20 protein-coding genes are annotated in these 20992 nt (G+C 68.0%); 12 read left to right on the forward strand and 8 right to left on the reverse strand.

The window, feature by feature from the left end; genetic code table 11:
• Nucleotides 1–33: 33 nt before the first annotated feature.
• From SOM08_RS03885 to SOM08_RS03920, 8 genes are all read right to left on the reverse strand, one after another.
• Entirely contained in the window at nt 34–339 is a 306-nt protein-coding gene (locus SOM08_RS03885; protein ID WP_116958466.1) for a flagellar protein FliT, read from the reverse strand.
• Between the two features lies 1 nt (nt 340).
• Complete coding sequence (gene fliS / locus SOM08_RS03890; RefSeq protein ID WP_322470095.1) at nt 341–748, reverse strand: flagellar export chaperone FliS; 408 nt, start codon at nt 746–748, stop codon at nt 341–343.
• Between the two features lie 202 nt (nt 749–950).
• Complete coding sequence (locus SOM08_RS03895) at nt 951–2132, reverse strand: flagellin (protein ID WP_116958465.1); 1182 nt, start codon at nt 2130–2132, stop codon at nt 951–953.
• Nucleotides 2133–2164: 32 nt separating this feature from the next.
• Nucleotides 2165–3337 carry a flagellin gene (locus SOM08_RS03900; RefSeq protein ID WP_116958464.1) on the reverse strand — a complete coding sequence of 391 codons (1173 nt, stop codon included), beginning with the start codon at nt 3335–3337 and terminating at the stop codon, nt 2165–2167.
• 262 nt (nt 3338–3599) lie between these two features.
• On the reverse strand, nt 3600–4781 hold the full coding sequence (locus SOM08_RS03905; protein ID WP_322470096.1) for a flagellin: 1182 nt from the start codon (nt 4779–4781) through the stop codon (nt 3600–3602).
• A gap of 27 nt (nt 4782–4808) precedes the next feature.
• Nucleotides 4809–5972 carry a flagellin gene (locus SOM08_RS03910; protein WP_416187008.1) on the reverse strand — a complete coding sequence of 388 codons (1164 nt, stop codon included), beginning with the start codon at nt 5970–5972 and terminating at the stop codon, nt 4809–4811.
• Nucleotides 5973–6179: 207 nt separating this feature from the next.
• Complete coding sequence (gene fliD / locus SOM08_RS03915; RefSeq protein ID WP_116958461.1) at nt 6180–7595, reverse strand: flagellar filament capping protein FliD; 1416 nt, start codon at nt 7593–7595, stop codon at nt 6180–6182.
• Between the two features lie 26 nt (nt 7596–7621).
• Entirely contained in the window at nt 7622–8821 is a 1200-nt protein-coding gene (locus tag SOM08_RS03920) for a flagellin (RefSeq protein ID WP_116958460.1), read from the reverse strand.
• 376 nt (nt 8822–9197) lie between these two features.
• On the opposite strand from SOM08_RS03920, the gene flhD reads away from it, so the two are divergent.
• The 12 genes from flhD to SOM08_RS03980 all read left to right on the forward strand — a co-directional run bounded on the left by flhD (nt 9198) and on the right by SOM08_RS03980 (nt 20982).
• The gene (gene flhD / locus SOM08_RS03925; protein WP_070400985.1) at nt 9198–9539 is read left to right on the forward strand and encodes a flagellar transcriptional regulator FlhD; all 342 of its coding nucleotides are present in this window, start codon (nt 9198–9200) and stop codon (nt 9537–9539) included.
• A gap of 34 nt (nt 9540–9573) precedes the next feature.
• Nucleotides 9574–10113, forward strand: coding sequence for a flagellar transcriptional regulator FlhC (gene flhC / locus SOM08_RS03930; RefSeq protein WP_116958459.1), 540 nt, complete (start codon nt 9574–9576; stop codon nt 10111–10113).
• 127 nt (nt 10114–10240) lie between these two features.
• Complete coding sequence (motA, locus tag SOM08_RS03935) at nt 10241–11104, forward strand: flagellar motor stator protein MotA (protein ID WP_116958458.1); 864 nt, start codon at nt 10241–10243, stop codon at nt 11102–11104.
• Nucleotides 11105–11113: 9 nt separating this feature from the next.
• The gene (motB, locus tag SOM08_RS03940) at nt 11114–12106 is read left to right on the forward strand and encodes a flagellar motor protein MotB (RefSeq protein WP_116958457.1); all 993 of its coding nucleotides are present in this window, start codon (nt 11114–11116) and stop codon (nt 12104–12106) included.
• 41 nt (nt 12107–12147) lie between these two features.
• Nucleotides 12148–12534, forward strand: a complete 387-nt coding sequence (gene cheY / locus SOM08_RS03945; RefSeq protein WP_070400989.1) for a chemotaxis response regulator CheY — start codon at nt 12148–12150, stop codon at nt 12532–12534.
• Nucleotides 12535–12556: 22 nt separating this feature from the next.
• On the forward strand, nt 12557–13177 hold the full coding sequence (locus SOM08_RS03950; protein ID WP_116958456.1) for a protein phosphatase CheZ: 621 nt from the start codon (nt 12557–12559) through the stop codon (nt 13175–13177).
• A gap of 92 nt (nt 13178–13269) precedes the next feature.
• Entirely contained in the window at nt 13270–14673 is a 1404-nt protein-coding gene (locus SOM08_RS03955) for an ATP-binding protein (protein WP_322470098.1), read from the forward strand.
• Nucleotides 14674–14753: 80 nt separating this feature from the next.
• Nucleotides 14754–15908: an EscU/YscU/HrcU family type III secretion system export apparatus switch protein gene (locus SOM08_RS03960; RefSeq protein WP_322470099.1), complete on the forward strand. Its 1155-nt coding sequence runs from the start codon at nt 14754–14756 to the stop codon at nt 15906–15908.
• Nucleotides 15905–17983, forward strand: a complete 2079-nt coding sequence (flhA, locus tag SOM08_RS03965; protein ID WP_116958453.1) for a flagellar biosynthesis protein FlhA — start codon at nt 15905–15907, stop codon at nt 17981–17983. The genes SOM08_RS03960 and flhA overlap by 4 nt, the downstream gene beginning before the upstream one ends.
• 32 nt (nt 17984–18015) lie before the next feature.
• Nucleotides 18016–19506: a flagellar biosynthesis protein FlhF gene (gene flhF, locus SOM08_RS03970; protein WP_116958452.1), complete on the forward strand. Its 1491-nt coding sequence runs from the start codon at nt 18016–18018 to the stop codon at nt 19504–19506.
• Nucleotides 19499–20260, forward strand: a complete 762-nt coding sequence (locus tag SOM08_RS03975) for a hypothetical protein (RefSeq protein WP_322470100.1) — start codon at nt 19499–19501, stop codon at nt 20258–20260. Before flhF ends, SOM08_RS03975 begins: the two co-directional genes overlap by 8 nt.
• Nucleotides 20261–20262: 2 nt before the next feature.
• Nucleotides 20263–20982 carry an RNA polymerase sigma factor FliA gene (locus SOM08_RS03980; protein ID WP_070400996.1) on the forward strand — a complete coding sequence of 240 codons (720 nt, stop codon included), beginning with the start codon at nt 20263–20265 and terminating at the stop codon, nt 20980–20982.
• The last annotated feature ends 10 nt before the right edge of the window (nt 20983–20992 follow it).

A 20992-nucleotide genomic window follows, 5' to 3' on the forward strand; every position in this document is an offset into this window, starting at 1 on the left:
GACAGCGCCGCGCTCAGTGCGTGGGCGCCGCGCTCAATGCGTGGGCGCCGCGCTGTTGCGGTCGATGATCTGCGCCAGGTCGTTCAGCCAGGGCTCGGCCAGGCAGCGGATCTCGGCGTCGGTGCGAAGGATGCGCTGCATGATGCGCGCCTTCTCCTTGCGCTCCTCGGGCGCGAGCTCGGCCTCGCGCGACTTGAAGCGCAGCTGGGCGATGAGCACCGCGCAGGCGCCTTCGAGCCGGACCACGCGGTCCCAGTCCTCGGCCTGGGCGGCGGCCAGCATCTGGTCGCTGGTGCGCTCGATGGCTTTGTAGAAGTCGATCAAACCGTGCTGCTCCATGTCAGGCTCCCTGCAGCGCCTGGGCGCGGATGTCCTGCCAGGCCTGGGCCACGGGCTCGATGAGGCCCGCCACCTCGGCCAGGGCCTTGGCGTCGTTGCGCAGATTCGCCTCCGTGAGGCGGCGCACGCTGTAGGCGTACAGCGCACCCAGGTTGCGCGCCATCTCGCCACCGGCCGGGTCCAGGCCGGCCTTCAGGCCTTCCTCGACGATGCGCACCGCCTTGCCGATCTGCTCGCCCTTGGCGACCAGATCGCTGCGTTCCATGGCGCCGCGCGCGGCCGCCACGGCCTGCAGCAGGCCGTCGAACAGCATGCCCACCAGCCGATGCGAGTCGGCCGCCTGGACGCCGGTTTCCACGGCGACGCGTTTGTAGACGGAGGCGGAACGGGTGTTGACGGAGGTGAACATGGTGGGGGCTCCTGGCTGGCTATGTTCTTTGTATCGGCCGTCGCGCGCCGGACTGTAGGTATTTGGTGGGCGATCAGAGGTGGGTTTCATGGCCGTTTCCCGCGATGCCTGAGAGAGGTGGTGTCCGCTTCAAACGACAACGGCGGCGGCCTTTTCGGGCCGCCGCCGTGGCGGGCGTGGGGCGGCCCGGGGGCCTGGCCGCTCAGCGCAGCAGCGAGAGCACGCTCTGGCCGTTCTGGTTGGCCTGGGCGACCATGGCGGTGCCGGCCTGCTGCAGGATCTGGGCGCGCGAGAGGTTGGAGGTCTCCTTGGCGAAATCGGCGTCGACGATGCGCCCGCGCGCGGCGGAGATGTTCTCGCCGGTGATGTTGATGTTGGCCACGGCGTTCTCGAAGCGGCTTTGCAGGGCGCCGAGGTCGGCGCGCGAGCTGTTGATGGCGTCGATGGCCGAGTCGATCACCTTGATGGCCAGCTGGGACTCGCCGAAGCTCGTGATGCTCACGTCGTCCATGGCCGCGTTGGCCACGGCGGCGGTGTCGGTCACGGTGCCGGTGGTGGCGGCGCCGAAGCCAGTGAAATCGCCGGCCGCGGTCAGGGCGCGCTCGGCCCAGACGCGGTAGCCCGTGACGGCGCCGTTGGCGTCGAGCGTGGTGAAGGCGAACACGCCGGTGTCGGAGGACTTGGCGTTGATCGCGTCCACGATCTGCTGCGAGCGCTGGGCGCCGGTGGTGGCCTCGCCGATGGGGCCGAGGTCGACGGCGGTGCCCGAGGCGTCGTCCACCTTCAGGGCACCGGCGGCCATGGAGGCCAGCACGGCGGGCGCCACGGGGTCGGCCGCGTTGTTGATCTGCGCGGTCATGTGCACCGGCGTTTCACCCAGGGTGTCGGACTTGGCCGAGACGATGGACTCGATGGCGATGCCCTCGCCGGCGTTGGCGCCGACCTGGAAGGTGGCGTTGGCGAAGGAGCCGTCAAGCAGCTTGGTGCCGTTGAAGGCGGTGGTCTTGGCCACGCGGTCGATCTCCTGGCGCAGCTGGGTCACTTCGGACTGCAGGGCTTTGCGGTCGTCGCTGTTGTTGGAGGCGTTGGCCGACTGAACGGCCAGCTCGCGCATGCGCTGCAGCATGTCGCCGACCTTGCCCAGGGCGCCTTCGGCGGTCTGGGCCAGGGAGATGCCGTCGTTGGCGTTGCGGGCGGCGACGTTGAGGCCGCGCACCTGGGAGTTCATGCGCTCGGAGATGGCCAGGCCGGCGGCGTCGTCCTTGGCGGAGTTCACGCGCAGGCCCGAGGACAGGCGCTGCATGGAGGTGGCCAGGGAGTTGGCCGAGCTGCTCAGGTTGCGCTGAGCGGTCATCGACATGACGTTGGTGTTGATGGTGGTCATGGTGGGCTCCTGGTGGGCGGTTCAGGCGGGGCTCAGCGCAGCAGCGAGAGCACGCTCTGGCCGTTCTGGTTGGCCTGGGCGACCATGGCGGTGCCGGCCTGCTGAAGGATCTGGGCGCGCGAGAGGTTGGAGGTTTCCTTGGCGAAGTCGGCGTCGACGATGCGCCCGCGCGCGGCGGAGATGTTCTCGCCGGTGATGTTGATGTTGGCCACGGCGTTTTCGAAGCGGCTCTGCAGGGCGCCGAGGTCGGCGCGCGAGCTGTTGATGGCGTCGATGGCCTTGTCGATCACCTTCAGGGCGATCTGGGCATCGCCGAAGCTCTCGATGCTCACGTCGCTCAGGTTGCGCAGCGTGGCGGGGGGCGCGGTGTCGCCAGGCGCACCGGTGGCAGCGGCCGTGAAGGCGGCCCCGAAGGTGGTGGCGGCGGTCAGGTCGCGGTCCGAGAAGATCTCGTAGCCACCAGCGGCCAGTTCGCGGGCGAACACGCCGGTGTCGGAGGACTTGGCGTTGATCGCGGCCACGACCTGCGTGGTGCGTTCGGCGGCCGTGGTCGAGGCGGCGATGCCGCCCAGATCGACGTCGTTGCCGGCGGCGTCCTTGATGGTCCAGCCCGTGGTGCCGGCCGGGATGGCGGCGTTGGCGGCGGTGCTCGGCGCGGCCACGGTGGCGACGAAGAACTCGGTGTTGTCCAGTTCGCCCAGCGAGTCGGACTTGGCCGAGACGATGGAGTCAATGGAGATGGCTTCGCCGGCGTTGGCGCCGACCTGGAAGGTGGCGTTGGCGAAGGAGCCGTCAAGCAGCTTGGTGCCGTTGAAGGCGGTGGTCTTGGCCACGCGGTCGATCTCCTGGCGCAGCTGGGTCACCTCGGACTGCAGGGCCTTGCGGTCGTCGCTGTTGTTGGAGGCGTTGGCCGACTGCACGGCCAGCTCGCGCATGCGCTGCAGCATGTCGCCGACCTTGCCCAGGGCGCCTTCGGCGGTCTGGGCCAGGGAGATGCCGTCGTTGGCGTTGCGGGCGGCGACGTTGAGGCCGCGCACCTGGGAGTTCATGCGCTCGGAGATGGCCAGGCCGGCGGCGTCGTCCTTGGCGGAGTTCACGCGCAGGCCCGAGGACAGGCGCTGCATGGAGGTGGCCAGGGAGTTGGCCGAGCTGCTCAGGTTGCGCTGAGCGGTCATCGACATGACGTTGGTGTTGATGGTGGTCATCGCTGTTTCCTTTGAAAGGTGGAACCGTCTGAACGATCCGGCGCGTGTCCATGTCGAGGGCCCAGTGCCGGTCACGAACCTTTTCGGGATCCGTTGGCGTCTATTTCGGTGCGCTTCACGGCTTCTTTAGGGGCTTCCATCGGTCGGGTGCCCGGTGGTCAAGCCGGAAATGGGCGGTGTTTGCCCCCCAAAAGAAAAAGCGGCGGTGGCCCGGAGGCCACCGCCGCGAAACGACGGGTGTGTCGTGCGAGAAACCGGGCGCTCAGCGCAGCAGCGAGAGCACGCTCTGGCCGTTCTGGTTGGCCTGGGCGACCATGGCGGTGCCGGCCTGCTGCAGGATCTGGGCGCGCGAGAGGTTGGAGGTCTCCTTGGCGAAATCGGCGTCGACGATGCGCCCGCGCGCGGCGGAGATGTTCTCGCCGGTGATGTTGATGTTGGCCACGGCGTTCTCGAAGCGGCTTTGCAGGGCGCCGAGGTCGGCGCGCGAGCTGTTGATGGCGTCGATGGCCGAGTCGATCACCTTGAGCGCGCGCTGCGATTCGCCGAAGCTCGTGATGCTCACGTCGTCCATGGCCGCGTTGGCCACGGCGGCGGTGTCGGTCACGGTGCCGGTGGTGGCGGCGCCGAAGCCAGTGAAATCGCCGGCCGCGGTCAGGGCGCGCTCGGCCCAGACGCGGTAGCCCGTGACGGCGCCGTTGGCGTCGAGCGTGGTGAAGGCGAACACGCCGGTGTCGGAGGACTTGGCGTTGATCGCGTCCACGATCTGCTGCGAGCGCTGGGCGCCGGTGGTGGCCTCGCCGATGGGGCCGAGGTCGACGGCGGTGCCCGAGGCGTCGTCCACCTTCAGGGCACCGGCGGCCATGGAGGCCAGCACGGCGGGCGCCACGGGGTCGGCCGCGTTGTTGATCTGCGCGGTCATGTGCACCGGCGTTTCACCCAGGGTGTCGGACTTGGCCGAGACGATGGACTCGATGGCGATGCCCTCGCCGGCGTTGGCGCCGACCTGGAAGGTGGCGTTGGCGAAGGAGCCGTCAAGCAGCTTGGTGCCGTTGAAGGCGGTGGTCTTGGCCACGCGGTCGATCTCCTGGCGCAGCTGGGTCACTTCGGACTGCAGGGCTTTGCGGTCGTCGCTGTTGTTGGAGGCGTTGGCCGACTGAACGGCCAGCTCGCGCATGCGCTGCAGCATGTCGCCGACCTTGCCCAGGGCGCCTTCGGCGGTCTGGGCCAGGGAGATGCCGTCGTTGGCGTTGCGGGCGGCGACGTTGAGGCCGCGCACCTGGGAGTTCATGCGCTCGGAGATGGCCAGGCCGGCGGCGTCGTCCTTGGCGGAGTTCACGCGCAGGCCCGAGGACAGGCGCTGCATGGAGGTGGCCAGGGAGTTGGCCGAGCTGCTCAGGTTGCGCTGAGCGGTCATCGACATGACGTTGGTGTTGATGGTGGTCATGGTGTTGTCCTTGGAAGGTGGGGCCGATCAGCGCAGCAGCGAGAGCACGCTCTGCGGCGCCTGGTTGGCCTGGGCGACCATGGCGGTGCCGGCCTGCTGCAGGATCTGGGCGCGCGAGAGGTTGGAGGTTTCCTTGGCGAAGTCGGCGTCGACGATGCGCCCGCGCGCGGCGGAGATGTTCTCGCTCGTGATGTTGATGTTGGCCACGGCGTTCTCGAAGCGGCTTTGCAGGGCGCCGAGGTCGGCGCGCGAGCTGTTGATCGAGTCGATCGAGGTGTCGATCACCTTCATCGCCAGCTGGGCGGCGCCGAAGCTGTTGATGTCGATGTCCTCGAGCGCGAAGTCGGCGTCGGCGTAGGTGGCGCCACCGACGTCGCCGGTGGGGTCGGCCGCGAAGGAGCCGCCGAACTCGCTGCCGTCGAGCGTGCGCGAGGACGAGAACACCGAGTAGCCGGTCACGGCGCCCGTGGCGTCGTATTCGATCTTGGCGAAGATGTCCGTGTCCGACGACTTGGCGTTGATCGCGTCGACGATCTGCGAGGTGCGCTGCTCGTTGGTGGTGGCCGCGCCGATGGGACCGAGGTCGACGGCGGTGCCCGAGGCGTCCGTGATGGTCAGGTCGCCGGCGGCCAGGGCCACGCCGTCGGTGGCGTTGTCGGTTTGCACGTCCACCGCGATCACGTCGGACGAGCTCACCGTGGTCGTGCCCAGGGTGTTGGACTTGGCCGAGACGATGGAGTCGATGGCGATGCCCTCGCCGGCGTTGGCGCCGACCTGGAAGGTGGCGTTGGCGAAGGAGCCGTCGAGCAGCTTGGTGCCGTTGAAGGCGGTGGTCTTGGCCACGCGGTCGATCTCCTGGCGCAGCTGGGTCACCTCGGACTGCAGGGCCTTGCGGTCGTCGCTGTTGTTGGAGGCGTTGGCCGACTGCACGGCCAGCTCGCGCATGCGCTGCAGCATGTCGCCGACCTTGCCCAGGGCGCCTTCGGCGGTCTGGGCCAGGGAGATGCCGTCGTTGGCGTTGCGGGCGGCGACGTTGAGGCCGCGCACCTGGGAGTTCATGCGCTCGGAGATGGCCAGGCCGGCGGCGTCGTCCTTGGCGGAGTTCACGCGCAGGCCCGAGGACAGGCGCTGCATGGAGGTGGCCAGGGAGTTGGCCGAGCTGCTCAGGTTGCGCTGAGCGGTCATCGACATGACGTTGGTGTTGATGGTGGTCACGGCGGACTCCTGTGAAATGGTTGTGGAAGGCAACCGGCGCCTGAGCCGGATCACGAACCGCGATCCGTGGTCCGTTGCTGGGTGTTTCGGCCAAGCGGTCGATTACTTGAGCCACGCGCCGCCTAAAGCAAAACGGGCGGTGGATACCCACCGCCCGTCATGCCTTGTTGGCCGCACCTCGGCTCAGCCGCTGTTCTTGTTCCACATCGAGATCTGTTGCGTGATGTAGGCGTTGAGCGAGTTCAGGCGCGCCACGTTGGCGTCCATCGCGTTGTAGTAGGCGAGGTAGCGGGTCTCGGCGCGCGCGGCGCGGTCCACCACCTTGTCCATTTCCTTGTTGGTTCGCTTGATGCTCGCGTTGAGCGAATCGGTGCGGTTGCTGATGGTGCCGCCCGAGGCCACGAGGCCATCGGCGAAGGCATCGAGCTTGAGGCCGAAGCCGCGCTGCGTGGGGTCGTCGCTGGTGGCGCCAAAGAGCTTGCCCAGCTCGGCCGGCTTGTCCAGCGCGGTGTCGAGTTTGGTGCTGTTGATGCTCATCTTGCCGTCGGACTTGATCTCGATGCCGATGTCGAGCAACTGCGTGAACTCGCCGCCCGGCGTGCTGGAGCGCATCATGCTTCGGATGGCGTTGCGCAGGCCCGTGGCGGTGCTGTCGCCCTGCAGCGAACCGGCGACCTTGGTTTCCGGGTCGTATTTGGTGGCCGTGGCCAGCAGGTCCATGACGGCGTTGTACGCGTCTACGAAGCCCTGCACGGTCTTCTTCATCGCGTCCTTGTCGTTGGTCACGCTCACGTTCACCGGCGTGGTGGTGACCTGCTTGAGCTCGAACGTGAGGCCGTCGATGGTGTCCTTGACGGTGTTGCTGGCCGATTCGATGGCCACGCCGTTGATGGTGGCCTGCGCGTTCAGACCGGCCTGCGTGAGGGTGCTGGGCGAGCCGGCGCCCATGTAGGCCAGGCGCCCCAGGTCCTTGCCGTCACCGGCGTCCGCGTCCGTGGCCTCCACCTGGAAGCCCATCTCGGCGCCCGTGGACTTGGAGCGCAGCAGCAGTCGCTCGCCATTGGCGTCCTTGAGCACAGTGGCGGTGATGCCGGCGTCGGAGTCGTTGATCTGCTGGGCGATGTCTTTGAGCGTGTCCTTGCCTTCCTCGACCGTGATCGTGACCGGCTCTTGCTCGCCGTTGGCCACGAAGCTGCCGCTGCCCCAGTTGCCCAGGGTGATGGTGAGGGTGCCCGCGCCCATGCCGCTGCCGGCTGGTACCACGGCGCTGGACGTGTTCTGCGCCGTCGCCAGGCGCTGCACTTCCAGGGAGAAGCCGGTGGGTGGCGTGCCCGCGGCCACCGTCACGCCCACCACATCGGGCAGCGAGGAGGTGGCCTTGACCGCCTTGAAGGCGTTCGCTTCGGCCAGCTTGGCGCCCGCGTCGCCCAGTGTGGTGACGAGCGAGTTGATGGTGCCGTAGATCGAGAGCTTGCTCTGTGCCTTGTTGACCTGCGTCTGCAACCCCGTGAGCGGCGCGCGTTCCAGCGCCACGAGCTGCGCGACCATTTCTTTGATGGGCAGGCCGGAGGCCATGCCGGGAGAAGTGATGGTCGCCATGGGGTTCCTTCGGGGTCAGTGGTTGGTCAGCGGCCCAGCAGCGACAGCACGTTCTGCGGGATCTGGTTGGCCTGCGCCACCATGGCGGTGCCGGCCTGCTGCAGGATCTGGGCGCGCGACAGGTTGGAGGTCTCTTTGGCGAAGTCGGCATCGACGATGCGCCCGCGCGCGGCGGAGAGGTTTTCGCCGGTGATGTTGATGTTGGCCACGGCGCTTTCGAAGCGGCTCTGCAGGGCGCCGAGGTCGGCGCGCGAGCTGTTGATGGCGTCGATGGCGTTGTCGATCACCTTCATCGCGAGCTGGCTGTCGCCGAAGTTCTCGATGTTGATGTCGTCGAGCGTGAAAGGCGTGGCGGTGGGCGCGGTGGCGGTCACGGTGCCCACGTCGGCGGCCGCCCCGGCCAGGCTTTCCAGGTCACCGCCCGCGGCGGTGGTCAGCGCGCGGTCAGAGAAGATCTCGTAGCCGGTCGTGGCGCCGGTGGCGTCGTGCACGGGGCGGGCGAACACGCCGGTGTCGGACGACTTGGCGTTGATGGCGTCGATCACCTGGCCCGTGCGCTGCGCGCCGGTGGTGGCTTCGCCGATGGGACCCAGCGCCACGGCGTTGCCGTCGGCGTCCAGGATCTCCAGCGTGCCGGCGGGCACGGCGGCCAGCACGGCCGGCGCCACGGGATCGGCCACGTTGTTGATCGCGGCGGTGATGTTGGAGTCGGTCGCGCCGATGTCGTCGGTGCGCGCGCTCACGATGGATTCGATGGAGATGCCTTCGCCGGCATTGGCGCCGACCTGGAAGGTCACGTTGGCGAAGGTGCCGTCGAGCAGCTTGGTGCCGTTGAAGGCGGTGGTCTTGGCCACGCGCTCGATTTCCTGGCGCAGCTGCGTCACCTCGGCCTGCAGGGCCTTGCGGTCATCGGCGTTGTTGGAGGCGTTGGCCGACTGCACGGCCAGTTCGCGCATGCGCTGCAGCATGTCGCCCACCTTGCCCAGGGCGCCTTCGGCCACCTGCGCGAGGGAGATGCCGTCGTTGGCGTTGCGGGCGGCGACGTTGAGGCCGCGCACCTGGGTGTTCATGCGCTCGGAAATCGCCAGGCCGGCGGCGTCGTCCTTGGCGGAGTTCACGCGCAGGCCCGAGGACAGGCGTTGCATGGAGGTCGCGAGCGACCCCGCCGACGTCGCCAGGTTGCGCTGGGCGGTCATCGACATCATGTTGGTGTTGATGGTGGTCATAACTCACTCCTGTGATGGACTGTGAAAGTTGGCCCGGCAGATTCCGGGTCTCACCGTCACTGATCGCCGCCCTGGCTGGCCCGGCGACGAACTCCATCGGGAAGCTCGCTCCGTCAATTTCGGTGATGACCGGGAATTCTTTAGATTTGTCCGATGGCGAACGGTCGGATAAGCGCCGCCGAACATCGCCAATTCCTGGCTTTTAGAACCAAGGTTGTAGGCATATCGCCGACACCGGGTGCCGGAAATCCCGACAGCACGCACAGACGTTTCCCGATTCAAGTTTGTTCACCGATCGACACAATTCCTCACATCGGGTCCAGCCAAGCCCTGGCGAAGACCCCCAACCGACGACCGACACGTGAAGGAGTGAGTGATGGACAGCGAACAACTTCTGGCCGAGATCCGCGAAGCCAACCTGACCTACCTGATGCTGGCGCAGAACCTGATCCGCAAGGACCGCGCCGAGGCCCTGTTCCGCCTGGGCATGACGGAAGAGGCGGCCGACCTGCTGGCCATGCTCTCCACCGCCCAGCTGCTCAAGATCGCCTCCAGCAACATGCTGCTGTGCCGCTTCCGCGTCGACGACGACCTGGTGTGGAACCTGCTGACCAGCCACAACGTGAAGAAGGTGGACAACAGCACCACCACGCAGCTGCACGCCAGCATCCTCATGGCCGGCAAGTACGCCGAGTCCATGGCCACGACCGCGCACTGATCCCCCCCTCTCTTTCTCGCATCTGGAGTTCGACATGGCCGCAGGCAAAAGCATCCTCAACGAGTCGCGCGACATCGAGCGCGCGGTGGCCCTGATCCAGCTGGGCGCGCGCCTGCAGGTGCTGGAATACGAGACCAGCCTGTCCTACGAGCGCCTGCTGCGCCTGTACAAGGAAGTGGCGGGCAAGAGCCCGTCCAAGGGCCAGCTGCCGTTCTCCACGGACTGGTTCCTGACCTGGCAGCCGAACATCCACGCGTCGCTGTTCCTCAACATCCACGAGTACCTCTCCAAGGCCAGTGCCCTGGAGGACATCGACACCGTCATCAAGGCCTTCCGCCTCTACAGCGAACAGATGACCGCCAGCGCGATCGAGCCGCTGCTGTCCATCACGCGCGCCTGGCGCCTCATCAAGTTCGTCGACAGCGGCATGCTCACGCTGACCAAGTGCTCCTGCTGCGGTGGCCGCTTCGTCACCGAGCCGTACGAGAACGCCCGCCACTTCGTCTGCGGCCTGTGCCAGCCGCCCGCCCGCGCGGGCAAGGGCAGCGCGGCGGGTTCGCTTCGCTTGCACTGAAAACGCCGGTTCAGGCGGTCAAAGCCGGAAAAGGGCCCCCCCAAGGGCCCTTTTCGCGTTTCTGGCGGGCCTTCATCGCCCCTAGAGTCGGTCGATAAGTCCTGTATCCATTCATTCGACCAAGAACATGTTCGTCATCATCGGCTTCGTGGTCTCGATGCTCTGCATCTTCGGCGTGTTCATCGCGCACGGGGGCAACATCGGCGTGGTGCTCAAGGCCCTGCCGTTCGAGATGACCACCATCCTGGGCGCCGCCCTGGGCGCCTTCCTGATCAACAACCAGATGAAGGTGGTCAAGGCCGCCTTCAAAGGCATGGCCGGCTGCTTCAAGGGCAGCCGCTACACCAAGGAGCGCTACCTGCAGCTCATGGCCCTGCTGTACGACCTGCTGCAGAAGGCCCGCAAGGAAGGCCTGATGGCCATCGAGCAGGACGTGGACAACCCGCACGAGTCGGCGGTGTTCCAGAAGTACCCCACCATCACCGCCGACCACCACGTGGTGGAGTTCATCACCGACTACCTGCGCATGATGGTCTCGGGCAACCTCAATGCGCACGAGATCGAGTCGCTGATGGACAGCGAGATCGAAACCCATCACCAGGAAGCGCACGCGCCCGTGGCCGCCATCGCCCGCCTGGCCGGTGGCCTGCCGGCCTTCGGCATCGTGGCCGCCGTGCTGGGCGTGGTCAACACCATGGGCTCGGTGGGCCAGCCGCCCGCCGTGCTGGGGGCCATGATCGGCTCGGCCCTGGTCGGCACTTTCCTCGGCATCCTGCTGGCCTATGGCGTGTTCGAGCCCCTGGGCGGCCTGATGGAGCAGAAGGTGGAGGAGAGTGGCAAGGAACTGCTGTGCGTGAAGACCACGCTGCTGGCCAGCATGCAGGGCTATGCGCCCGCCACCGCCGTGGAGTTCGGCCGCAAGGTGCTGTTCAGCGACGTGCGGCCCACCTTCAGCGAGCTCGAAGGCCACGTCAAAGGCAAAAAGGCCTGAGGACGCGCCATGGCGGGTGACGGCAAGAAACTCCAACCGATTGTCATCAAGCGGGTGAAGAAGGCGGGTCACGCGGCGCACGGCGGCGCGTGGAAGATCGCCTACGCCGACTTCGTGACGGCCATGATGGCCTTCTTCCTGCTCATGTGGCTGCTGGGCTCCACCGCCAAGGGCGACCTGCAGGGCATCGCCAGCTACTTCACCAACCCGGTGAAGGTCTCGCTCATGGGGGGCGACGGCACCGGCAACAGCACCAGCATCATCCCCGGCGGCGGGCGCGACCTGTCGGCGGCCAACGGCCAGCGCGACTCGGGCGACACCGAACGCACCGTCAAGGAACTCGGGGCTCAGATGGCGCGCGCCGAGCTGGCGCGCAAGGACCAGGAGCGCATCGACGCGCTGGAGCGCAAGATCAACGCGCTGATCGAGACCGACCAGAAGCTGGGCGAATACCGGTCGCAGATCCGCATGGTCAAGACCCCCGATGGCTTGCACATCCTGATCGTGGACGACCAGAACCGGCCCATGTTCGACACCGGCAGCGCGCTGGTGAAACCCTACATGCGTGACATCCTGCGCGCCATCGGCGGCTCCCTGGGGAATGTGGAGAACCACATTTCGCTCGCCGGCCACACCGATGCCACGCCCTATGGCAGCGGCGACCGCGGCTACAGCAACTGGGAGCTCTCGGCCGACCGGGCCAACGCCTCGCGCCGCGAGCTGGTGGCCGGCGGCCTGCCCGACGACAAGCTGCGCCGCGTGGAAGGCCTGGCCGCCAGCGTGCCGCTGCTGCCCGACCGGCCCCAGGACCCGAGCAACCGGCGCATCAGCATCATGATCATGACGCGCGACTACGAGGGCCGCATGTTCCCGCCGGCCCTGCCCGCCGCGCCCGTGCTGGGCCTGCCGCCCGCCGCCGCGGCCCCGGCCGCGCCGGTGGCCACCACGGCCCTACAGATTTCCCCCGACCTGACGAAAACAAGCGAGACGAGCACGCGCTGAGCGGCCCGACCTTTCCCGACCCCACCTCTGCGGAGGCTGCCATGTCCACGCCGATGAAATTCCTGATCGTTGACGACTTCTCCACCATGCGCCGCATCGTGCGCAACCTGCTCAAGGAGATCGGCCACGCCGACGCCGACGAGGCCGAGGACGGCGCGATCGCGCTGGGCAAGCTCAAGGCCGGCGCCTTCAACTTCGTCGTCACCGACATCAACATGCCGAACATGAACGGCTTCGAGCTGCTGGCGGCGATCAAGGCCGACGAAAAGCTCAAGCACCTGCCGGTGCTGATGGTGACGGCCGAGGCGCGCAAGGAAGACATCGTGCTGGCGGCGCAAAACGGCGCGGCCGGCTACATCGTCAAGCCTTTCACCAAGGCCACGCTGGAAGAGAAGCTCGCGAACATCTTCAAGAAGCTGGGTCTGTGACCAGCGTCGGGAGAACCAGGTCATGAACCACACCCCCGACACGCAGGACGGCCAGGCCGCCAACCCGGACATGTTCCGCAAGCTGGGCGCGATCACGCGCCAGCTGCACGACGCGCTCAAGGAGCTGGGCTACGCCGACAAGCTCCAGGGCACGGTGGAGCAGTTGCCGGACGCGCAGAGCCGCCTGTCCTACATCGCCCGCCTGACCGGCGAAGCCGCCGAGAAGGTGCTGAGCCAGGTGGAAGAAGGCAAGAAGGAACAGGAGCAACTGGCGCAGCGCGGCCGCGAACTGGCCGACACCATCCGGCGCGTGCCGGCGCTGGCCAAGGCCATGCCCGAGTTGCTGGAGTGGTCCACCGACGTGGTCGCGCTGGCCGAGAAGACCGACGCCCGCCTGACCGAGATCATGATGGCGCAGGACTTCCACGATCTCACCGGTCAGGTGATCGCGCGCGTGGTGGGTCTGGCGGGCACGATAGAAGAGCAGCTGCTGGGGCTGCTGCTTGAATCGGTGCCGACCGGCCAGCCAGGCCAGGACAAGGCCCACGAACTGGCCGGTCCGGTGGTCAACGCCGAAGGCCGAACCGACGTGGTCACGGACCAGAAGCAGGTGGACGACCTGCTGGCCAGCCTGGGGTTCTGATCCCAGCAATTCCCCCCGGGGGTTTCCGCGCGGGCGGTCACTAAACTGGCCCGCACAGAGCCGGTACGACAGCTGGCCGCGGGAGAACCCTCATGTATTCCTTGCTCCCGGCCCTGGTCTCGGGGCTGTTCCTTGGCTATGGCGTCTACGTACTGGCGGCCAAGGGATTCAATCGCATCAGCCTGTGCTTCTTCGCGCTGTGCCTGACCACCTTCGTCTGGCAGGCCACCTGGGCCGTGCTGTTCCAGGTGCGAGACCCGTTCTGGACCACGGTGTTGATCCGCCTGGGCTACCTGCTGATCATCTTTCTCCCGACAACTCTGTACCACTTCCTGGTGGAGATCGCCAACCAGCGGCGGGACAGGCGCTGGGTGATGCTGTCTTACGGGCTGTCGCTGGTTCTGGGCGGGTTCGACGTGGCCACGGACCTGTTCGTTGCCGGCTACTACGGGTACTTCTTCGGCCACTACCCCAAGGCCGGGCCGCTGCATGTGGTGCATGTGCTGCAGACGGTGGTGGTGGTGGGCCGTGGCCTGTTCGTTACCTGGCAGGCCACGCGCGGGGCCTCATTCGAACAGCGCGTTCGGCTGAACATCTGCGTGGCGAGCCTGCTTGTCTACTTTTTTGCGGCGGTGGACTACCTATGCAACTACGGCTTCGAGTTCTATCCGCCCGGGGTGTTCTTCCTGGCCATCAGCCTGGGGCTGATTGCTGTGGTGCACCGCAGTACCACCAATCCCCTGGTGGTGGCTGCATCAGTGGCCCATGAGATCCGTGTCCCCTTGGACACCATCCGGATGCAGGCCGACACCCTGATGCAGTGGCTTCCCGAGCTGTGCCGGGGTTACAGCCTGGCGGTGGACAAAGGGTTGGTGGTGCGTTCGCCGAACGCGCCGGATTTCTCCCGTCTTCCCGCCTTGGCGGGCGCGATCAGGAAACAGGTGGATCGCTCCAGCGTGGTCGTTGCTCTGATGTTGGCTTCCGCCGATCAAAGGCAGGCTGAACCATCGACTTTTGTGCGCTGCTCGATGGATGCCTGTCTGCAGGAGGCCATGAGGCGCTATCCCTTCCAGGCGGGCGAGCGGGACAAGGTGGTGGTGGACCGGACCGGCGGTTTTGAGTTCATCGGCTCCGAGTCGTTCATGGTTTGTGTGCTGCTCAATCTGCTCAAGAACGCGCTGTATGCGATCCGCCTTGCCGGCAAGGGGGAGATCGACATCGGTATGTCTGTATGGCAGGAGCAGAACCTGTTGACCGTGCGGCACACCGGCGTCGGTATCAGACCAGCGGATTTGCCGCACGTTTTCGATACCTTCTTTACCAGCAGGCCCCTGCATGGTGCCGGGCTGGGATTGTCGTTCTGCCGCGGGGTGATCGAGTCATTTGGGGGCTCGCTCGTTTGTGAGTCGGCGGAGGGGCGAGGTACCACCTTTCGATTGCATTTCCCGCCTGCGGCCTTGTCGGGCGCGCCGCGGAGCGGTCAGGGCAGTGAATAGCCCCCTTTCCTTCCGCCTTATCGCCCTTTAGTTTTTCCTTCGGCTTTCCACAATCGGGCTCACTTCCCAGAGCCTGAACCGTGGACTCCTCGAGCCAAGACAAAAACCTGCCAGCGACGCCGCAGCGCCTGAAGAAGGCGCGCGATGACGGCCAGGTCGCGCGCTCCAAGGACCTGTCCAACCTCGCCGTGCTCGGCGGCGGCATGCTGGTGCTGTTTGGCCTTGCGCCCACCGGTTTTGCCCGCCTGCGCGACACGCTGGCCGGCCAGCTGCGCTTCGACAACGCCAGCGTGCGCACGCCCGAGCTCATGCTCCAGCGCCTGTCGGACAACGCCGCCCAGGCCCTGATCGTTTACCTGCCCCTGGGCCTGCTGGTCATCGCCCTGGCGGTGGTGGCCCTCATCGCCGCCGGCAGCGTCGCCCTCAGCACCAAGCCGATCGAGCCCAAGCTCAGCAACATCAGCCCGCTGTCGGGTTTCAAGCGCCTGTTCTCGCGCCAGCAGCTCGTCGAGACCTTCAAGCTGGTCGGCATCACCACCGTGGTGCTGATCGTGGCCGGCCAGTTCATTGCCGGTCACGCCGAGGCCTTCGCGACGCTGCTCATGCGCCCGCTGGAAACCGGCATCGGCCAGCTCGCGCAGTGGCTGGCCATGGGCGTGGGCCTGCTGCTGCTGGTCATCGGCGTGGTGGCCGCCATCGACGTGCCCACCCAGCGCTTTCTGCACAAGCACCGCCTGCGCATGTCGCACGACGAGATCAAGCGCGAGCACAAGGAAGCCGAGGGCGACCCGCACGTCAAGAGCCAGCGCCGGGCACGCCAGCGCCAGCTGGCCCAGCGCCAGAGCATCCGCGCCGTGCCCAAGGCCGACCTGGTGGTGATGAACCCGACCCACTACGCCGTGGCCCTGCGCTACGACGACGCCACCATGACCGCGCCGCGCGTGATCGCCAAGGGAGCGGACCTGCTGGCGCTCAAGATCCGCGACGTGGCCAAGGCCAACGCCGTGCCGGTGTTGCAGTCGCCCATGCTGGCGCGCGCGCTGTACGCGCACGCCGAAATCGACCAGGAAATCCCGGGCGCGCTCTACACCGCCGTGGCCCAGGTGCTGGCCTGGGTCTACCAGTTCAAGGCCGCCATGAACGGCCAGGGCCGCATGCCGGCCGACCCGCAGCCGCAGGTGCCGCCCGAACTCGACCCGCATTTCAAGAAGAAGCCCCAGGAGGCTGACCAATGAACGCCTTGCAGCAATGGTTGAAGCGCCACGGCGCCCTGGCCGGCGGCCTGGCCGCGCCCATGCTGGTGATGACCATCCTCTCGATGATGGTGCTGCCGCTGCCGCCCTGGCTGCTCGACACCTTCTTCACGCTCAACATCGCGCTGGCGCTGGTGGTGATGATGGTGGCGGCCTACATGCGCCGGCCGCTGGACTTCTCGGTCTTTCCCACGGTGCTGCTGCTCACCACGCTGCTGCGCCTGTCGCTCAACGTGGCCTCCACGCGCGTGGTGCTGCTGCAGGGCCACACCGGCCCCGGCGCGGCCGGCGAGGTGATCGAGGCCTTCGGCCACTTCCTCATCGGCGGCAACTTCGCGGTCGGCCTGATCGTGTTCGTGATCCTGGTGGTGATCAACTTCATCGTCATCACCAAGGGTTCGGAGCGCATCGCCGAGGTGTCGGCGCGCTTCACCCTGGACGCCATGCCCGGCAAGCAGATGGCCATCGACGCCGACCTGGGCGCCGGCCTGATCGACGAGAAGGAGGCCAAGCGCCGCCGCGCCGAGGTGGGCGAGGAGGCCGAGTTCTTCGGCTCCATGGACGGCGCCTCCAAGTTCGTGCGCGGCGACGCCATCGCCGGCATCCTGATCCTGATCATCAACATCATCGGCGGCTTCGCCATTGGCATGGCCCAGCACGGCCTGTCGGTGGGCCAGGCGGCGGACAACTACATCCTGCTGGCGGTGGGCGACGCGCTGGTGGCGCAGATCCCGGGCCTGCTGATCTCGGTGGCCGCGGCCATGGTGGTCTCGCGCGTGGGCAAGGACGAGGACCTGGGCGGCCTGGTGGCGCAGCAGATGTTCCTGTCCTCGCGCGTGCTGGGCATCACGGCCTCGGTGCTGTTCCTGCTGGGCGTCATTCCTGGCATGCCGCACCTGTTCTTCCTGATGTTCGCGGCCCTGCTGGGCGGCCTGGCCTACTGGCGCCGCCAGCAGGAGCGCGCGCCCAAGGCCGACCCGTCCGCCGCCGCCGCGGCCGGCCCCGCCAACGACGGCGAGGCCAGCTGGGACGATCTGCAGCCCGTGGACCTGCTGGGCCTGGAGCTGGGCTACCGCCTGATCGCGCTGGTGGACAAGAACCGCCAGGGCGACCTGCTCACGCGCATCAAGGGCGTGCGCAAGAAGTTCGCGCAGGACGTGGGCTTCCTGCCCCCGCCCGTGCACGTGCGCGACAACCTGGAGCTGCACCCCAGCGCCTACCGCATCACCCTGCGCGGCGTGGTGGTGGGCGAGGGCGAGGTTTTCCCTGGCATGTGGCTGGCCATCGACCCGGGTGGCATCAACACACCCCTGATCGGCACGCCCACCACCGACCCGGCGTTCGGCCTGCCTGCGCACTGGATCGACGAGCGCCAGAAGGAAACGGCGCAAATGGCCGGTTTCACCGTGGTTGATTCCGAGACCGTGCTGGCGACCCATCTTTCACACTTGATGCAAGTCCAGGCGGCCAAGCTGCTGAGCCGGACGGAGACCCAGGAACTGGTCGAACACGTGACCCGCCTGGCCCCCAAGCTGATCGAAGAAGTCGTGCCCAAGATGGTCTCGGTTGCCACCTTCCAGAAAGTGCTCCAGCTGCTGCTGGAGGAAGGCGTGCACGTGCGGGACATCCGCAGCATCATCGAATCCATCGCCGAGCACGCGGTGCACGTGACCGACCCGCACGAGCTGGCGCGCCGCGTGCGCATGGCGCTGTCGCCGGCCATCGTGCAGCAGATCTACGGCCCGGTGAAAGAGCTCGAGGTGATCGCCATCGAGCCCGGTCTGGAGCGGCTGCTGATGCAGGCCCTGTCCGGCCAGAACGCCGGCGCGCTGGACCCGGGCGTGGCCGAGATGCTGAGCCAGTCCGCCACCGACATCGCCAACAAGCAGGAAGAGAAGGGCGTGCCCGCCTGCCTGCTGGTGCCCGACGCCATCCGCAGCGCCATGGCCCGCCTGCTGCGCCGCGCCGCGCCGCGCCTGCAGGTGCTGGCGCACAGCGAAATCCCCGAGACCCACCTGATCCGCATCGGTCCCATCCTGGGCCAGCTGGCCGCCTGATTTCCTGAATGCCTTCTTCTGGAACTGACCTCATGAACATCCAACGCTTCATCGCCCCCACCTCGCGCGAGGCCATGTCCAAGGCGCGGCGCCAGTTTGGCGACAGCGCCGTGATCCTCTCGACCCGCCAGACGGCGGACGGCTTCGAGGTGATGGCCGCGGCCGAGGAAAGCCTGGCGGGCATCGCGTCCGCGGCCCAGCCCGCCGCCGCGCCGGCCGCCAGTGCCGCGAAGGCGGCCGTGGCGCAGAGCTCGGTGGGCAGCGACACCGAGGCCATGGCGATGAGCACGCTGTCGTTCCAGGAATACGTGCGCGAGCGCATGCTGCGCAAGCGCCGCGAGCAGATGGGCGAGTCCGCCGCGCCCATGGTGGCCGCGCAGGCCGCGAGCGCGGCCCCCGTGGCGCCGGCCAAGCCCCTCATCGCCGAGCCGGCCGATCCCATCATGGTGCCGGTGCAGCGCTACAACGAGCCACCCGAGATGGCCCAGCCGGCGCGCCGCGCGCAGCCGCCCATCCGCACGCGCGAGAACGCCTTCGAGGACACCGCGCCGCCCGCGCGCTTCGCCACGCAGGAAGACAACCGCATGGCGGTGGAGATCTCCGCCCTCAAGGACATGATCGAGGAGCGTTTCAACACCCTGGCCTGGCTGGGGTCGAGCAAGCAGAACCCGATCCAGTCGAGCCTGATGCACAAGCTCATCCGCGCCGGCTACTCGCCGCAGCTCGCGCGCGCCCTGCTGGAGCGCTTGCCCGCCGACGCTGGCGCCGGCGAGTCGCTGCGCTGGGTGATGGATGCGATCCAGCGCAACCTGCGCGTCAGCGCGGCAGGCGCCGGCCTCACGGAAGAGGGCGGCGTGGTCGCCCTGGTGGGCGCCACCGGTGTGGGCAAGACCACCACCGCCGCCAAGCTGGCCGCGCAGTGCGTCAAGCAGTTCGGCGCCGGCAGCGTGGGCCTCATCACGCTGGACAGCTACCGCGTCTCGGGCTACGAGCAGCTGCGCGCCTACGGCCGCATGCTGGGTGTGGTGGCCCACCTGGCGCACGACCGCGCCGCGCTCAAGGACCTGCTGGGCCTGCTCTCGGGCAAGCGCCTGGTCATCATCGACACCGCCGGCCTGGGCCAGCGCGACCAGCGCGTGCAGGACATGCTCGACGTGCTGGAAGTGCCCGCGCTCAAGAAGGTGCTGGTGCTCAACGCCGGCGCGCAGGGCGACGCCATCGACGAAACCCTGGCCGCCTTCAAGGCCGACAAGCTGCACGGCGTGGTGCTCTCCAAGGTGGACGAGGCCGTGAAGCTGGGCCCCGCGCTGGACGCGGCCATCCGCCACCAGGTGACGGTGCGCGGCGTGGCCAACGGCCAGCGCGTGCCCGAAGACTGGCAGGGCGCCGACCCCGCCACGCTGGTCAAGCTCAGCATGGGCACGGCCGGCAAGTCCGCCTTCGACCCCGCGAGCACCGACATGGGCTTCTACTTCGCCCAGTCCGGTGGCCGCGGCATGCCGCTCGGGGGCCTGCATGTTTGATTTCGGCGTCGACCAGGCCGCCGGCCTGCGGCTCGAGGCCCAGGCCCGCCATGGCGGACCCGCGCTGATGCCCCTGGCCAGCCCGGCGATGCCCTCGCGCGGCTTCGAGTGGCTCTGCCGCCTGGCCATGGACCTCACGGAGGCCGGCCAGCGCGTGGTGGTGATCGACGCCTGCGCCACCGAGCGCGGCGACAGCGGTGGCCTGAGCCACGCGCTGGCCGACGCCGGCGTGGTGAACCTGGGCGCCGACGCCCGCCCGGGCGATCCGACCGACTGGCTGGTGATGCCCGCCGCGCAAGGCCTGCAGAGCCTGCTGGCCACGGCCGCGGCCGCCGGCGCGGACACCGCGCTCACCCGCCTGTTCGCCCCCTTCGCGGCCGGCGCGCTGCTGCTGCTGTACGCGCCCGCCCAGATGCTGGCCAGCCTGCTGGGCGGCGTGAAAGCGCGCGTGATGGTGCCGGTGGTGCCGCAGCCGCAGGCCAGCATCGACGCCTACGGCGCGCTCAAGTGGCTGCACGGCGCCGGCCTGCACCCGGTGCTCGCACCGCTGGAGGCGCAGCCGCAGGTGCTGGCCAACGTGGTCGACTGCGCGCGCCGCCACCTGGAGCTGAAGGCGCCGGTGTGGACGCGCCCCGCCTGGGGCCAGCGCGTGCCCGACGCCGCGCTCGTCTGCGCCGATGCGCCGGCCTTCGTTCCCTACCGCTCACCCGCCCGCGGCGCGCACGCCGGGGCCGCCATTCCCTTCTGGAGCTGACGATGTACACCGCCAAAGGCACGCTCAACCGCGAGGACCAGCTGCGCAAGTACAGCCCCCTGGTCCGTCGCCTGGCGCACCACATGATCGCCAAGCTGCCCCCGAGCGTGGAGCTCGACGACCTGATCCAGGTCGGCATGATCGGCCTGACCGAGGCGATTGCCCGCTACGAGCCCTCGCAGGGCGTGCAGTTCGAGACCTTCGCGAGCCAGCGCATCCGCGGCGCCATGATCGACGAGCTGCGCGACGGCGACTGGATGAGCCGCGGCTCGCGCAAGAGCCAGAAGGACATCGAGCAGGCCGTGCACCGCCTGCAGCAAAAGCTGCACCGCCCGCCGCGCGAGAGCGAGATCGCGGCCGAGATGGGCCTGACCCTGGCGGACTACCAGACCCTGTTGGCCAAGGTGCGCGGCACGCAGCTGGTGTACCTGGAGGACATCAGCGGCGGTGGTGGCGACGACGAGGACGGCTTCCTCGACCGCCACATGGGCGACCACGAGGCCGACCCCTCGTCCGTGCTGCAGGACCAGCGCATGCGCATGGCCCTGGTGGGGGCGATCAAGACCCTGCCCGAGCGCGAGCAGCACATCATGAGCATGTACTACGAGCACGACATGAACCTGAAGGAAATCGCCGCCGTGCTCGGCGTGACCGAATCGCGCGTGTGCCAGCTGCACAGCCAGTCGATCGCGCGGCTGCGCTCGAAGCTGCGGGAGCATTGAAGGGCCGGGC

Source organism: Hydrogenophaga sp. SNF1 (assembly GCF_034421675.1).
GTDB lineage: Bacteria > Pseudomonadota > Gammaproteobacteria > Burkholderiales > Burkholderiaceae_C > Hydrogenophaga > Hydrogenophaga borbori.

Bases quoted from the DNA above. Each gene is read 5' to 3' on its own strand.
- flhA (WP_116958453.1), top strand. From the start codon at position 15,905: ATGAACGCCTTGCAGCAATGGTTGAAGCGCCACGGCGCCCTGGCCGGC.
- SOM08_RS03980 (WP_070400996.1), top strand. From the start codon at position 20,263: ATGTACACCGCCAAAGGCACGCTCAACCGCGAGGACCAGCTGCGCAAG.
- SOM08_RS03895 (WP_116958465.1), bottom strand. From the start codon at position 2,132: ATGACCACCATCAACACCAACGTCATGTCGATGACCGCTCAGCGCAAC.
- SOM08_RS03885 (WP_116958466.1), bottom strand. From the start codon at position 339: ATGGAGCAGCACGGTTTGATCGACTTCTACAAAGCCATCGAGCGCACC.
- motB (WP_116958457.1), top strand. From the start codon at position 11,114: ATGGCGGGTGACGGCAAGAAACTCCAACCGATTGTCATCAAGCGGGTG.
- motA (WP_116958458.1), top strand. From the start codon at position 10,241: ATGTTCGTCATCATCGGCTTCGTGGTCTCGATGCTCTGCATCTTCGGC.
- SOM08_RS03950 (WP_116958456.1), top strand. From the start codon at position 12,557: ATGAACCACACCCCCGACACGCAGGACGGCCAGGCCGCCAACCCGGAC.
- SOM08_RS03975 (WP_322470100.1), top strand. From the start codon at position 19,499: ATGTTTGATTTCGGCGTCGACCAGGCCGCCGGCCTGCGGCTCGAGGCC.
- SOM08_RS03955 (WP_322470098.1), top strand. From the start codon at position 13,270: ATGTATTCCTTGCTCCCGGCCCTGGTCTCGGGGCTGTTCCTTGGCTAT.
- SOM08_RS03900 (WP_116958464.1), bottom strand. From the start codon at position 3,337: ATGACCACCATCAACACCAACGTCATGTCGATGACCGCTCAGCGCAAC.
- fliS (WP_322470095.1), bottom strand. From the start codon at position 748: ATGTTCACCTCCGTCAACACCCGTTCCGCCTCCGTCTACAAACGCGTC.
- SOM08_RS03905 (WP_322470096.1), bottom strand. From the start codon at position 4,781: ATGACCACCATCAACACCAACGTCATGTCGATGACCGCTCAGCGCAAC.
- fliD (WP_116958461.1), bottom strand. From the start codon at position 7,595: ATGGCGACCATCACTTCTCCCGGCATGGCCTCCGGCCTGCCCATCAAA.
- flhC (WP_116958459.1), top strand. From the start codon at position 9,574: ATGGCCGCAGGCAAAAGCATCCTCAACGAGTCGCGCGACATCGAGCGC.
- SOM08_RS03920 (WP_116958460.1), bottom strand. From the start codon at position 8,821: ATGACCACCATCAACACCAACATGATGTCGATGACCGCCCAGCGCAAC.
- SOM08_RS03910 (WP_416187008.1), bottom strand. From the start codon at position 5,972: ATGTCGATGACCGCTCAGCGCAACCTGAGCAGCTCGGCCAACTCCCTG.
- cheY (WP_070400989.1), top strand. From the start codon at position 12,148: ATGTCCACGCCGATGAAATTCCTGATCGTTGACGACTTCTCCACCATG.
- flhD (WP_070400985.1), top strand. From the start codon at position 9,198: ATGGACAGCGAACAACTTCTGGCCGAGATCCGCGAAGCCAACCTGACC.
- flhF (WP_116958452.1), top strand. From the start codon at position 18,016: ATGAACATCCAACGCTTCATCGCCCCCACCTCGCGCGAGGCCATGTCC.